The 13,805-nt window shown below is 68.2% G+C and carries 10 protein-coding genes and 1 pseudogene; 8 read left to right on the top strand and 3 right to left on the bottom strand.

What is annotated here, in order from left to right; translation table 11 throughout:
• The 7 genes and pseudogenes from Q0D45_RS17390 to Q0D45_RS17360 form a co-directional block, all read left to right on the top strand.
• Positions 1-268 (top strand): annotated as a pseudogene (locus Q0D45_RS17390) (glutamyl-tRNA amidotransferase); the annotation flags it as partial.
• Between the two features lie 19 nt (positions 269-287).
• A complete protein-coding gene (locus Q0D45_RS17385; protein WP_293395697.1) occupies positions 288-2,291 on the top strand; it encodes an amidase in 2,004 nt (667 codons plus the stop codon).
• Positions 2,292-2,310: 19 nt separating this feature from the next.
• Positions 2,311-4,236: a protease modulator HflK gene (locus Q0D45_RS17380; RefSeq protein ID WP_293395694.1), complete on the top strand. Its 1,926-nt coding sequence runs from the start codon at positions 2,311-2,313 to the stop codon at positions 4,234-4,236.
• Entirely contained in the window at positions 4,233-5,177 is a 945-nt protein-coding gene (locus Q0D45_RS17375; protein WP_293395691.1) for a protease modulator HflC, read from the top strand. Before Q0D45_RS17380 ends, Q0D45_RS17375 begins: the two co-directional genes overlap by 4 nt.
• Positions 5,174-6,229, top strand: coding sequence for an SPFH domain-containing protein (locus tag Q0D45_RS17370; RefSeq protein WP_293395688.1), 1,056 nt, complete (start codon positions 5,174-5,176; stop codon positions 6,227-6,229). Before Q0D45_RS17375 ends, Q0D45_RS17370 begins: the two co-directional genes overlap by 4 nt.
• Complete coding sequence (locus Q0D45_RS17365) at positions 6,226-8,142, top strand: heavy metal translocating P-type ATPase (RefSeq protein WP_293395685.1); 1,917 nt, start codon at positions 6,226-6,228, stop codon at positions 8,140-8,142. The genes Q0D45_RS17370 and Q0D45_RS17365 overlap by 4 nt, the downstream gene beginning before the upstream one ends.
• A gap of 67 nt (positions 8,143-8,209) precedes the next feature.
• Positions 8,210-9,301 carry an acetamidase/formamidase family protein gene (locus tag Q0D45_RS17360; RefSeq protein ID WP_293395682.1) on the top strand — a complete coding sequence of 364 codons (1,092 nt, stop codon included), beginning with the start codon at positions 8,210-8,212 and terminating at the stop codon, positions 9,299-9,301.
• Between the two features lie 3 nt (positions 9,302-9,304).
• On the opposite strand, the gene Q0D45_RS17355 is transcribed toward Q0D45_RS17360, so the two are convergent.
• Positions 9,305-10,702 (bottom strand): MATE family efflux transporter, encoded by a 1,398-nt coding sequence (locus Q0D45_RS17355; protein WP_293395679.1) that lies wholly within the window; start codon positions 10,700-10,702, stop codon positions 9,305-9,307.
• A gap of 171 nt (positions 10,703-10,873) precedes the next feature.
• Here Q0D45_RS17355 and Q0D45_RS17350 point away from each other — a divergent pair, with 171 nt between their 5' ends.
• Complete coding sequence (locus tag Q0D45_RS17350) at positions 10,874-12,286, top strand: adenylate/guanylate cyclase domain-containing protein (protein WP_293395676.1); 1,413 nt, start codon at positions 10,874-10,876, stop codon at positions 12,284-12,286.
• Positions 12,287-12,290: 4 nt separating this feature from the next.
• Here Q0D45_RS17350 and Q0D45_RS17345 read toward each other — a convergent pair whose 3' ends face one another.
• A complete protein-coding gene (locus Q0D45_RS17345) occupies positions 12,291-12,899 on the bottom strand; it encodes a glutathione S-transferase (protein ID WP_366946488.1) in 609 nt (202 codons plus the stop codon).
• Positions 12,900-12,930: 31 nt separating this feature from the next.
• Entirely contained in the window at positions 12,931-13,707 is a 777-nt protein-coding gene (locus Q0D45_RS17340; protein ID WP_293395670.1) for a fused MFS/spermidine synthase, read from the bottom strand.
• Between the last annotated feature and the right edge of the window lie 98 nt (positions 13,708-13,805).

The raw sequence follows: 13,805 nt of genomic DNA, 5'->3' as shown, positions 1-13,805 counted from the left end.
GATGCCGGCGACCCCGTTCGCAGCGCCGCCACCGGATGCGCCGCGCCCGCAGATGTACGCCAACCTCGCCAACCAGACCGGCTTTCCGGACCTGATCGTGCCGGCCGGCATGACCAGCGCCGGCCTGCCGGTGACTTTGTCCTTTCTCGGCCTGGCCTGGAGTGAACCGAAGCTGTTCGGCTACGGCTACGACTTCGAGCAGGCCACCCAGGCGCGCGTGCTGCCGAAGCACACGCCAGCGCTGAAGACCGATGTCATCACCTACTGAGCCCACCCGAGTCCGGCGAATGAAAAACCCTGTCCTGCTTGCTGCGGTCCTCCTGTCTGCCAGCGTGTCCGCGCAGGCGGCATCGTTCCATCTCGAAGAAGCGACGATCCCCGACATCCAGCAGGCGATCCTGGCCAAGGAACTGACCTCGACCCAATTGGTCGAGCTGTATCTGAAGCGGATCAAGGCCTACAACGGCACCTGTGTCGCGGAGCCGAAAGGCATTCTCGGGCCGATCACGACGATCCCGAATGCCGGCCAGCTGAACGCGCTGGTGACCTTGAACCTGCGGCCGAAGACGCTGAAGAAATGGGGCTTCGATGCCCGCAAGGCGCGCAGCCTCACCGACAAGGCCGACGGCAATCCGCAGATGCCGGACGCGCTCGAAGTGGCCGCCGCGCAGGATGCCGCGTTCGCCAAGACCGGCCAGCTCGCCGGCCCGCTGCACGGCGTGGTGATGGCGATCAAGGATCAGTACGACACCTTCGACATGCGCACCACTTCCGGTGCCGACGCCTTCTACGCCAACGACCGGCCGCCGGAAGATTCCACCTTCGTCGAACGCCTGCGTGCGGCGGGCGCGATCATCATCGCCAAGAGCAATCTCGGCGAATACGCCTCGGGCATTCCGCGCAGTTCCTACGGCGGCACCTTCTGCAACGCCTATGACACCGAGCGCAGCCCGCGCGGCTCCAGCTCCGGTTCGGGCTCGGCGGTCGGCGCCAATCTGGTGACCTGCTCGATCGCCGAGGAATCCGGTTCGTCGATCCGCGGCCCGGCCAGTGCCGCCAGCTCGGTCGGCATCGCCGCGACCGAGGAACTGGTCAGCCGCAAGGGCATGGTCCAGATCGGCATCAACACCCGTGTCGGGCCGATCTGCCGCACGGTCGCCGACGCAGCAAGAGTGCTCGACGTGATCGCCGGCTATGACCCGAAGGACGAGCTGACCGCGTTCTCGATCGGCCGCATGCCGAAGGAGGCTTACGTCAGCTACGCCAAGCCGACGCCGCTGGCCGGCCTGCGCATCGGTGTGGTGCGCGAGTACATGAATAAAAAGCTGTTCACCAAGGCCGACGAGCAGACCATCGATCTGGTCTCGCAGGGCGCGGAAGATCTCAAGAAGCTCGGCGCGACGATCGTCGATCCAGGCCCGGAAGGCGAACTGTTCACCGCCTGCCTGCGCAAGTACGTGCCGCAGGACAGCAACAAGCTGTACACCAAGCGCTTCCCGGAACTGTTCCCGGTCGATGCCAATGGCAAGGCGACCGCCGATCACACCGCCAAGCTGCTCGATCTGAAGATGGACCCGTCGCAGGTCTCTCCGAAGCTGAGCCTGCGCGACTTCGGCACTTCCGAGGGCGATGGCCAGGGCAAGTACTTCCTGAACCTGTATCTGCGCGAACGTGGCGACACGAAGATCAAGAGCAATGCCGATCTGATCGCCAACTCGAACTTCCATCAGGACCCGACCTTCCCGGATCGCAGGAAATCGCGCGAAACCGCGGAGAAGAACAACGAACTGGACATGAGCAATCGCCTGCTGCTGCGCTTCTCGGTGCAGCAGACGCTGCTGCAGTGCATGGCCGAGCAGCAGCTCGATGCGCTGGTCTATCCCACCAGCAACCTGCCGCCGACCAAGCTCGGCGCGCCGCAGGGCCCGCCGATCAATGGCCGCAATGGCGGCGGCGTCTGGAGCTTCATCGGCGCCCAGGGCTTCCCGGTGATCAGCGTGCCGGCCGGTTTCACCACCGAAGTCTATGACCTGATCCGCGACCCGAGCGCGCCGAAGACGCCGGACGACGCCTGGCCGAGAAGCGGTGCCGGCGGCGGCGAAAGCAAGCTTGCCGGTGACGATCACACCCGTCTGGTCGGCCCGGTGAAAGCGGTGCTGCCGGTGGCGATGGACATCGTCGGCCGGCCGTTCGACGAGCCGCTGATCATCCGCATCGCCGCTGCCTACGAGGCCGCGACCAAACACCGCAGATCGCCGCCAGCATTCGGGCCGCTGAAGGGCGAGCCATAAGCAGGAGCGCCAGCGGGCGATGCCTGTCGACCTGAACAGCGACAGCCTCGACCTCACGGCGTTGCCGCGCTTCCGGCTGGCTGCGGCGCAGGCGCGCAGGCTGCTGATCCAGGCATCGTGGCTGGGCGGGACGGGCCTCGCGGCGATGCTGGCGGCGTGGTTCTGGCCAGCAGCTCGAAGTTCGCTGCTGGCACCGCTGTGCTCGATGGTGGGCGCTTCCTTGTGGCTGCTGGCGCTGGGCCTGCTGTCGGCGCGTTCGGTAGCGGGCTGGCGCGCCCTGGCGATCGAGCCACCGCCAGCAAGCGCAGACAAGCTTCCGACCGATGCGCCGCGCCATCGCCGCGTGCTGTGGACGCTGCGCAACGCAGCCCGCGCGATCATCCGACTGCTACGCGGCGATGGCGGCCGGGCATTGCTGCTGGCGCTGTTCTCGCTGCCGCCGCTGCTGACGGTGCTCCACACCTGGAACCTCGCCCTGCCCGGTCTCTCGCTCGGGCAGCTGGCTTATGCCGGCGGCGGCGCATTGCTGTTGATGGTCTTCGGCCTGCTGGTGCTGGAGCGCTGGTTCGCCAATCTCGCCGCTGCGGAATCTCCGGAAGCGGCGCGCCTCGCGCGGCTGGTGCGGCTGCCGCTGCTGAGCTCGAGCCTGGCCGCGGCCTGCCTGTTCTTCAGCCGTACCGACAGCCTCTGGCCCGCGCGTGTCGCAGTACTGGCCGGCCTGCCGCCAGCCGCAGTGGCGGCGGAATTCGCGCTGCGCGCGCTGCTGTCGCTGTTCACCCGCCGACCGCCGACCGAAGAACCGTGCCTGCTTGCCGACAGTTACTTCGCCCGGCAGCTGCAATGGCCGCCGCGGCCGCTGGCCAATCTGCAGGACGAGTTGCAGCAACGCTTCGGTATCGACCTGCGCCAGAACTGGGCCTTCGGCTACATGCGTCGCGCACTGTTGCCAGTGCTCGGCGCGGTGCTGCTGGTCGGCTGGCTGATGACCGGCGTGCGCGAAATCGCCATCGACGGCCGCGGCATCTACGAGCGCTTCGGCAAGCCGGTGGCAGTGCTCGGCCCCGGCCTGCATGCCGGCCTGCCCTGGCCGTTCGGGCGGCTGCGAGCGGTGGAGAACGGCAGCATCCACGCGATCAGCACGGTGATCGAAGACGACGAAGCAGCGGACACCAGCGACGCCGAAGGCCCTGCGCCGGACGCGGCGAACCGCCTCTGGGACGCCGCCCACGAAAGCGAGAACGGCCAGGTGATCGCCGGGCTCGCCGGCGACAAACAGAGCTTCCAGGTGATCAACATGGACGTGCGCTTCATCTACCGCATCGGCCTCGGTGATGACGCGGCGATGGCCGCGACCTACAACAGCGCCGATCTGCCGACCCTGATCCGCAACACCGCCGGCCGGGTGCTGGTCGAGGATTTCGCGTCGCGCACGCTCGATGGCGTGCTCAGCGAAAAGCGCGACGAGCTGGCCCGCGATGTCGGCCGCCGCGTGCAGGCCGATCTGAATGCGCTCGGCAGCGGCGTGGAAATCCTCGCGACCTTGATCGAGCAGATTCATCCGCCGGCCGGCGCCGCCAACGCCTATCACGGCGTGCAGGCTTCGCTGATCAAGGCGCAGGCGGCGATCGCCCGCGAGCGCGGCCGGGCCGCGGAAGAAATCAACGACGCCCAGCTGCAGGCCTCGATCGCCACCGACAAGGCCGGCGCCATCGCCCGCGAAGCGATGTCCGGCGCCGAAGCTGCGCAACTGCGTTTCGCCGCCGAACAGAGCGCCTATCAGGCGGCCGGCAAAGCCTTCGTGCTCGAGCAGTACCTCGGCCAGCTGAGCACAGGCCTCAAGGACGCGAAGCTGGTATTGCTCGATCACCGCATCGGCAGCGGCGCTTCCGCACCGACCCTCGACCTGCGGCGCTATGCGCCGCCTGCGGACACCGCGACGCCATGACCGAATTTCACAGCCCAGCCAAGGCCATCGCGCCGCTGCCGCGACGCCGGCTCGCGATCGCCGCCGTGCTGGTCGCTTTCGCGGTCGCCACCGCGAGCCTGGTGCAGGTGCGGGCTGGCGAAGCGACCGTGGTCACCCGCTTCGGCAACCCGGCGCGCGTGCTGCTGGCGCCGGGTCTGGCCTGGCGGCTGCCGGCGCCGTTCGAGACCGCGATTCCGGTCGACCTGCGCTTGCGCACCACCTCCAGCGGCCTGCAGGACGCCGGCACCCGCGATGGCCTGCGGATCATCATCCAGGCCTATGTCGCCTGGCAGGTCGAGCCCGATGCCGCCAGCGTGCAGCGCTTCATGCGCGCGGTGCAGAACCGGCCGGATGAAGCCGCGCGACAGATCCGCAGCTTCGTCGGCTCGGCCCTGGAGATCACCGCCAGTGGCTTCGAGCTGGCGCAGCTGATCAATACCGATGCCTCGAAAGTGCAGATCGCCGATTTCGAGGCGCGGCTCGGCGCTCAGATCGAGCAATCGCTGCTCAAGTCCTACGGGCTGAAGGTGGTGCAGGTCGGTATCGAGCGCCTGACCCTGCCGAGCGTGACCCTGGCGGCGACCGTCGACCGGATGCGCGCCGAGCGCGACACCATCGCCACCGAACGCACCGCGATCGGCAAGCGCCAGGCCGCCGAGATCCGCTCCGCCGCCGAGCGCGACGCGCGGATCATCCAGGCCGATGCGACGGTCAAGGCGGCGCAGATCGAAGCCGAATCGCGCGTGCAGTCGGCCGGCATCTACGGCCGCGCCTATGCCGGCGCGCCGCAGCTGTACAAGCTGCTGCGCTCGCTCGATACGCTGGGGACGCTGGTCAATCCGGGCACCCGGTTGATCCTGCGTACCGACGCCGCGCCGTTCCGCGCGCTGGTCGACGGGCCGCCGGACATGGCCAAGTGAGTCCTGATCCGAGCCCCAGTCCCTGGCTGCAGGCCGGCCGCTTCGCGTTCATCGCGCTGTATGCGGTGACCGCCCTGGTGGCGCTGCGCTGGGCGACCTCGAACATCGCTCAGGTGGACCCGCAGAACGCCGCCGTGGTCGTTCGCATGGGCACGCTCGACCGGGTGCAGAACGCCGGCCTGCTGCTGGCCTGGCCGCCGCCGTTCGAGCGCGTGCTGCTGCTTCCGTCGGCGGAAAGCGTGCTCGAACATCGGGTCACCGGGCTGGCCCGCTCGGCCGCCGCGCGCGCTGCCGAAATGTCCTCCGAGGACGATGACGAAGCAGCCCCCTTGAACGATGCCCTGGCCGGCTCCGGTTATCTGCTGACCGGCGACGCCGGCATCGTGCAGATGGATCTGCGGGTGTTCTACAAGGTCATCGAGCCGCGCGACTACGCGCTGCAGCGCGAGCATCTGCTGCCGGCGCTCGATCGTCTGGTCACCCGCACCGCGCTCGCCGCCTGCGCCGCGCGCGATCTCGACACCATCCTGGTCGCGCGGCCAGAGCTGGTCGCCGACAGCGCCAACAGCGCCGCTGCCGAGCAGCGCGAGAAGCTGCGCGGCGAGCTGGTGCAAAGCATCAATGCCCGCTTGATAAGCCTGAAGCAGGCCGGCAACGGCCTCGGCATCGAGATCGCGCGGGTCGACGTGCAGTCTTCGCTGCCGCCGGCTACGGTCGGCGCCTTCAACGCGGTGCTGACCGCCAGCCAGCAGGCCGAGCGCAATGTCGCCGAAGCGCGCAGTGATGCTGCCTGGAGCGTGCAGCAGGCCACCCAGGCCGCCGACCGTCTGCTGCAAAGCTCCGAAGCGACCGCCGCCGAACGTCTGGCCAAGGCGCAGAGCGATACCGCCGCCGTGCAGCAACTGGCCCAGGCTATGCGCGACGGCGTCGATCCCGGCCTGCTCGAACGCGTCTATCGCGAGCGGATCAAGGCGGTGCTGGCCCAGGCCGGTTCGGTGACCACCGTCGATCCGCGCGACGACGCAAAGCTGATCCTCTCGGGCACCGAATGAGCGCCACCACCGCAGTGCTGAGCCAGGACGAACAGCGCGGCGCCGCACGCCAGCTGAGCCTGGCGATGACCGCGCTGGGTCTGTTTGGGCTCGGCCTGGCCTGGAACGGGCTGGCGCCGAGTCAGGCCGGCGTCGGCCAGTTGATCCTCGGTGCGGCAGCACTCCTGGTCGGCGTGCCGGTGCTGCGTGCGGCCTGGCACAGCCTGCGTCATCCCGATCTGCACGGCATCACCGATCTGCTGATCGCGCTGGCGATGCTCGGCGCCTGGGCGGTCGGCGATCTGATCACTGCGGTGCTGCTGCCGATCGTGATGATCTTCGGCCACGTGCTCGAGGAGCGCAGCGTCATCGGCTCGCAGGAAGCGATCGAAGCACTCGGCAAGCTGACCCGCAGCAGTGCCCGGCTGATCATCGCCGACGGCAGCCTGCGCGAAGTCGACAACGCCGAGCTGAAGCCAGGCGATCAGGTGGAAGTGCGTGCCGGCGACCGGGTGCCCGCCGATGGCCGGGTGCTCGACGGCCGCGCCAGCCTCGACACCGCGCCGATCACCGGCGAATCGCTGCCGGTGGAAGCGGTTGCCGGCGTCGACGTGTTCGGCGGCGCGATCAATCTCGATGGCCGCCTGCGCATTCTCGTCACCCGCACCGGTGCCGAATCGACGCTCGGCAAGGTGATCGGCCTGATGCAGCGCGCCGAGCGCTCGAAGCCGCCGATCACCCGCCTGCTCGAACGCCACGCCAGCCAGTATCTGGTGCTGGTGCTGCTGATCGCCGCGGTCACTTACTTCACCACCCAGAACCCGCAGGCGATGCTCGCCGTGCTGGTTGCCGCCTGCCCCTGCGCGCTGGCGCTGGCGGCGCCGGCCACGGCGATCGCCGGCATCGCGGTGGCGGCGCGTCACGGCATCCTGATCCGCGGCTCGGCCTTCCTCGAGGAACTGGCCGATACCAGTTCGCTGATCGTCGACAAGACCGGCACGCTGACTTTCGGCAGCCTGCGTCTGCAGGCGCTGCAGCTTGTCGACGGCGGCACGCGCGATCAGGCACTGCTGCTGGCCGCGAGCCTCGGCGCGGTCAGCAGCCATCCGGTCAGCCGGGCGCTGGCGCGTCAGGTTCCGGCCGAAGCCCTGTTGCCGCTGGACGAGATCCGCGAGCGGCCCGGCCTCGGCGTGATCGCACGCAGCCCGCAAGGCGAAGTCCTGCTCGGCCGGCCGGAATTGTTCGAGCAGCACGGCATCGTCACCACGCCGGTGCCGGCGCATGACGGACCGATCGCCGGCCTGGCGCTCGAAGGCCGCTTCCTCGCCTGGCTGCTGCTGGCCGATACCCTGCGCCCGGAAGCTGCAGTAGCGCTGGCCGATCTGCGCCGCCTCGGCCTTGGTCGCCAGCTATTGCTGACGGGCGATCGCAGCAGCGTCGCCCACGCCGTGGCCGAGGACGTCGGCATCGCCGACGTGCAGGCCGAGGCATTGCCGGAGGACAAGCTGGTCCGCGTCACCACCGAGATCGGCGCCGGCTTCCGACCGATGGTGGTCGGCGATGGCATCAACGATTCGCTGGCGTTGAAGGCCGGCGTGGTCGGCGTGGCGATGGGCGCCGGCGGTGCCGACATCGCGCTGGCTTCGGCAGACATCGTGCTGATCGGCAGCGATCTGCGCCGCCTCGGCACCTGCATCCGCTTGAGCCGCCTGTGCCGGCGCACCTTGTTCATCAACGTCGTCCTCGGCCTGGCCTGGACTTTGGCGATCGTCGCCGCCGCGGCCTTCGGCCTGCTTGGCGTGGCCGGCGCGATGATCGCGGCGATCCTGCACAACCTCAGCAGCCTGCTGGTGCTGGCCAATGCCGGGCGCCTGCTGCGCTTCCACGAGCCGCTGCCACGAATAACAAGCTCGCCGAAAGCCGGCCTCACGTAGGGGGACGCTGCCGGCGGCCGTCCGAAGGAAGGTCACCGACGACTTTCGACCACCTCCGGAGCAGATCATGCGGGCATTGGCTTCCACGGCGTTGCTGGCCATTCTCAGCAGCACGGCGCTTTCGGCCTTTGCGGCTCCTGCCTACGAGCACTACCTGAAGCTGCGGCCGGAGAACGTCGCGATCGGCAATTTTCCGATCGAGAAGAAGCCGATCCTCACCGTGAAGTCCGGCGCTACCGTGCGCATCGACGGCGGCGGCGGCCAGCGCTGGCAGGACAAGGACCCGCTGGTCTGGGCCAAGGAAGAAGGCATCAGCCTGACTGCCGAACAGGCGGCGGCGATGACCGAAACCGCAAGGGTGCTGAAGGAAACGCCGCGCCAGGCCGGCATCGACGGCGGCCATATCCTGGTCGGGCCGATCGCCGTCGAAGGCGCGATGCCTGGCGATGCGATCGAGATCCGCATCCTGTCGGTGGAACCGCGCATTCCGTACGCGACGGTGTCGACCCGGCCGGGCCGCGGCGGCATTCCCGATGAAGTGCCGGAAATCTATTCGCACACCGTCAAGCTCGATCTGGCGCGCAAGGTCGGCGTCTATGAACCCGGCATCGAAATTCCGCTCGGCCCGTTCATGGGCGTGATGGGCGTGCAGCCGCCGTCCGAGGACGGCCCGAACCGGCGCAGCGGCCCGCCCGGCGTGTTCGGCGGCAATCTGGACTGCAAGGAACTGGTCGGCGGCACCTCGTTGTTCCTGCCGGTGTTCCATCCGGGCGGCCTGTTCTACACCGGCGATTCGCATGCCGGACAGGGCGATGGCGAAGTCACCGTCACGGCGATGGAAACCGCCAACACCGCGATCCTGCAGTTCATCCTGCACAAGGGCATGAAGCTGAGCGCGCCGCGCGCCGAAAGCACGACCCACTGGATGGCCTTCGGCCTCGATCCGGTGCTGGACAAGGCGATGCAGATGGCGATCCGCCAGACCAACAGCTACCTGTTCGATCTCAAGGGCATGGAGTTCAAGCGCGCCTTCACCCTGTCGAGCATCGGCGTCGATTTCCGGGTCACCCAGGTGGTCGACGGCACCCAGGGCATCCACTCGATGATTCCGAAGAAGATCTTCGTCAACGACAAAAGCCGTTTCTGGTCGGCGAAGTAACGATCAGGTTTCGATCGGTCTGGACGTCGATGCACCGGCCCGTCGCACCAGCTTGCCGGCCTTGTGCCGGAAGCGCAGCGACAAGCCGAGGGCGGCCATGCCGAGGCCGGCGGTCAGGCCCCACCACATGCCGTCCGGGCCGAGGCCGGCGCGGAACGCCAGCCACCAGGCCACCGGCATGCCGATCGCCCAGTACGAGAGCAGGGTGAGCAACATCGGCATGCGGGTGTCCTTCAGGCCGCGCAGCGCGCCGTTGGCGGTGGCCTGCAGGCCGTCGAACAACTGGAACGCGGCGGCCAGCCACAGGAAGCCGGCGGCCTGCATCGCGATCACCGTGTCGTCGGTGTAAAAGGCGACGATCAGGCCGCTGAACAGCAGCATGATCGCGGCGTTCGACGCGGCATTGAGGCCGCCGAGCGCCACGCCGGTGTAGCCGCGGCTGCGCGCCGCCAGGTAGTCGCCGGCACCGGCGGCATGACCGACGCGCACCGTCGTCGCCATCGCCACGCCGAGCGGAATCATGAACACCAGCGACGAGAAATTGATCGCGATCTGGTAGGCCGCGACGGTGCCTTCACCGAAGCGCGCCATCAACAAGGCAGTCAGCACGAACAGGCCGCCCTCCGCCGTGATGATCGCGGCGATCGGCAGGCCGAGCTTGAGGATGTCGCGCGCGCCCTCGCCCGCCGCCAGCTGTCCGGTCGCGGCATCGGCAACCCAGGTTGCGCGCAGCGCCGGCACCCGGCGGTACTGCCAGGCGAGCACGGCGGCCATCAAGGCGGTCGCCAGGGTCGAGGCCAGGCCCAGGCCCTTGATACCGAAGGTCGGCAGCCCGAACGGACCGAACAGCAGCAACCAGCCGAACAAGGCGTTGGCGGCCGGGCCGATCAGTGCCGCGATGACGATCGGCCGCACCTGGCCCAGACCTTCGGCACCGAAACGCAGCGCGAACCAGAGCGCCGTCATCAGGCCGACGCCGGAATACCAGCGCAGGAATTCGATCGCGTCCGCGGTGGTCGCTGCCGACAAGCCAAGTGCTTTCAGCATCGGCGGGCCGACCAGGTTCAAGAGCCCGGTCCAGATCACCCCGACGATCAGCGCAAAGCGCCGCGAACGGCGCAGGAATGCACCGAGTTCGGCCTGCGGCCGCTGGGCGCCGTAAAGCTGCGCGGCGATCGGCGCGCAGGCCATCATCAGACCCATGAAAAAGATCAGGAACAGGTTGTAGACATTGACCGCCACGGCCACCGCCGCCAGCGGCTGCGGGCCAAGCCGGCCGGCGTAGATGGTATCGACCGTGCCCATGCCGACGGCCGCGATCTGGGCGGCAATCAGCGGCAACGCCAGGCGCAGGTTGGCGGTGAGTTCGGCGCGAAACGCCGGGGAAAAGAGGGGGAACATCGTCAGGAATCCGGAAATCTGTGACTGGCGCCGCCCTGCAGGGCACGGCGCGAAGCCGCACAGTGTGCGCCCGACCGCTCGGCGCTTCCATCCACCCTGACGGAAGTACTGTCGGGACAGCGCCGCAAGCGCCGTGCATCATGTCCACGTCCCATCGCCTTCCACTTCCTCTTGGACCAGCCCGACACCCAGTTCGCCCCCCGCGGCGACGACCGCGTTGCCTACCAGTTGCTCGGCCCGCCGCCGGGCGTGAGCGCGCGCGATCTCGTCTCCACCACCGGCGTCTGGAGCCACCTGGACATCTTCTGGGAAGAGCCGGCCTCGGTACGCTGGATGCGCCGGGTCGCCAGCTTTTCGCGACTGATCCGCTTCGATCGGCGCGGCTGCGGCCTGTCCGATCCGCGGCCGCTCGATGGCGGCACGATGGTCGATCACTGGATCGAGGATCTGCTCGCCGTGCTCGACGCCTCCGGCTCGGAACAGGCGGTGCTGCTCGGCACCATCGACGCCGGTCCGCTGCTGCTGGAGTTCTATGCGCGGCATCCGCAGCGCGTCTCGGGCCTGATCTTCGTGTTCACCAGCGCCTGCTTCGCGCAGCGGCCGGACTATCCCGAAGGCCATCCGCAAGCGGTGGGCGATGCGCTGATCGAGATGGTTGCCCAGGGCTGGGGCCGCACCGAATTCGCAGCCAGCTTCGATCCCAGCCAGGCCGACAATCCGGCCGCGCTGAAGTGGTACACCAAGCTGCATCGGGCGATGGCTTCACCGCGCGCGGTGGTCGAGAACCTGCAGATTTCGGCGAAACTCGATGCCCGCCACCTGCTGCCGACAATCAGCGTGCCAGTGCTGTCGCTGGGCCGCCGCGATCTGGCGATCTTCCCGGCCGTGCAGAGCCGCTTCATCGCCGAGCACGCACCGGGCGGGCGCTATCTAGAGATTCCCGGCCGCGACGCCGACATGATCTGGGAAGGCACCGACGAGATCATCGCGGCGATCGAGGAATTCGTCACTGGCCAGAAACCGGCGGTCGTTGCCGAGCGGGTGCTGGCGACCCTGCTGTTCACCGACATCGTCGATTCGACCAAGCAGCTCGCCAAGCTCGGCGATGCGGCCTGGCGGGAAAAGCTCGACCAGCACGATCGCATCGTCCGCCATACGATCAGCTGCCACGACGGCCGGCTCATCGATGCCGCCGGCGACGGCACCCTGGCAACCTTCGCCACACCCGGCAAGGCGATCGACTGCGCCCGCGCGCTGCATCCGGCGATGGACGCGCTGAAGATCGAGATCCGCACCGGCCTGCACATCGGCGAGATCGAGCTGCGCGAGGAAGGCCGCATCGGTGGCATGGCGGTGCACATCGGCGCCCGTGTGCTCGGCTATGCCGAAGCCGGCGAAGTGCTGGTGTCACGCACGGTGCGCGATGTACTGATCGGCGGCCGTTTCGAGTTCAGCGAGCGCGGCGTGCACACGCTGAAAGGCGTGCCGAGCAAGTGGCCGCTGTACGCCGTCGATGAGCCCGAGACTGGCGAAGAGACCGAAGCGCCCGGCCTGCGCGAACGGCTGCGCTCGCGGCTGCGCTGAGCCTTCAGCCCGGCTTGGTCGTCTGCATTGACGGCCGCGCCGCGAAGCCCTCATAGAACGCTGCGAGCTTCGGCGCTCGTTCGCGCCAGGCCAGCCGGCCGAAACGCAGATCGAGATAACCGAGGGCGCAGGCAACGGCGATGGTGTCGATGCGCGGATCTTCGCCGAAGGCAGCCGTTTCGCTTTCCAGCTGGCCGACGCCGCGCAGGATCTTGTCCTCCTGCCCTGCCTGCCAGGCCGGCCAGCGCAGTTCGGCCGGGCGCAGCGCTTCCTCGTAACGGGCCAGCAGCGCGGCATCGAGAATGCCGTCGGCCAATGCATGGCGGCACTGCACGGCCCAGCGCTCGGCGCCGGCTGCGGGCTGCATCGGCAAGGCCGGCTTGAGGCTCATCAGGTAATCGCAGATCACCCGGCTGTCGTACAGCGTGCTGCCGTCGGCCAGATTCAGAGTCGGCACCTTGGCGAGCGGATTGCGCGCGGCAACGCCAGCATTGGTTTCGATCGGCGATACCGCGGCAGTGATCACGTCGATCTCGTCGCTCAGGCCCAGCTCGTGGGCCAGCACGCGCACCTTGCGGGCGTAAGGCGAAGCAGCTGAGTAGAGCAATTTCATGGACATCATTGGGGCCTCTCAAGATTCGGGTTCACAGCAGATTCAGAGGTTCATCGCGGGCGGCCAGCGCTTCGGCCTCCGCCGGCGTGCGCTCGTAGGCGCGGCGCATCGCCCGGGCATAGGCCGGAAAATCCAGGCCCAGACGTGACTCCAGCTTCTTCGCTTCGCGGCCAAGGGCGACCCAGTCCGGCGGCGTTGCCAGCGCCTGGAACGCGAAGATCACGGTGTTGCCGTCAGGTACCACGCGCTGGACGATCATCCGTTCGTCGAAGGCTTCAGCGATCACCCGCTTGTAGCGGCGCAGCGCTTCGGTGGTGACCAGGATGTTGGCGACCAGCATTCCATCCGGACGCAGCCGCGCACGGATGTTGGCGTAGAACTCAGGCTGGCCGAAGCCGCTGGCGATGCCGGTTTCGGTATAGCCGTCGAGCAGCACCAGATCGAAGCGCTCATCGGTGTTGGCGAACCATTCGCAGGCTTCGGCGTGAACGATGCGCGAGCGCGGCGCGTCGGCCGGCACCTGGAACTCGCCGGCCAGCGCGATCACCCGGGCATCGATCTCCAAGGTGGTGATCCGCGTGCGCGGCAGATGGTGGTGGCAGAACTTGGTCAGCGAACCACCGCCGAGACCAGCGATGACGATGTGCTTGGGCCGCGGCAAAAACAGCAGCGCCGCCATCATCCGCCGCGTGTAGGCCAGCTGCAGCGCGATCGGATCGTCGACGCTCATCTCGCTCTGGATGTAGTCCGGGCCGAAATACAGACGGCGATAGATGCCGTCATCGACGACCGAGGGCTCGCCCGACACCTGACTGCTGCCAGCCGCAGCACCTGCCCCCGAACTAACCACTCTGCGACAGCAGCCGCGCGTTGCCGCCGACCGCCGCCGTGTTGATGGTCAGGGTC

The sequence above is a fragment of the Nevskia sp. genome (assembly GCF_023266035.1).
Classification (GTDB): domain Bacteria; phylum Pseudomonadota; class Gammaproteobacteria; order Nevskiales; family Nevskiaceae; genus Nevskia.
Note: the sequence above shows the minus strand (reverse complement) of the source record. Positions and strands in the feature narration are given on the sequence as shown.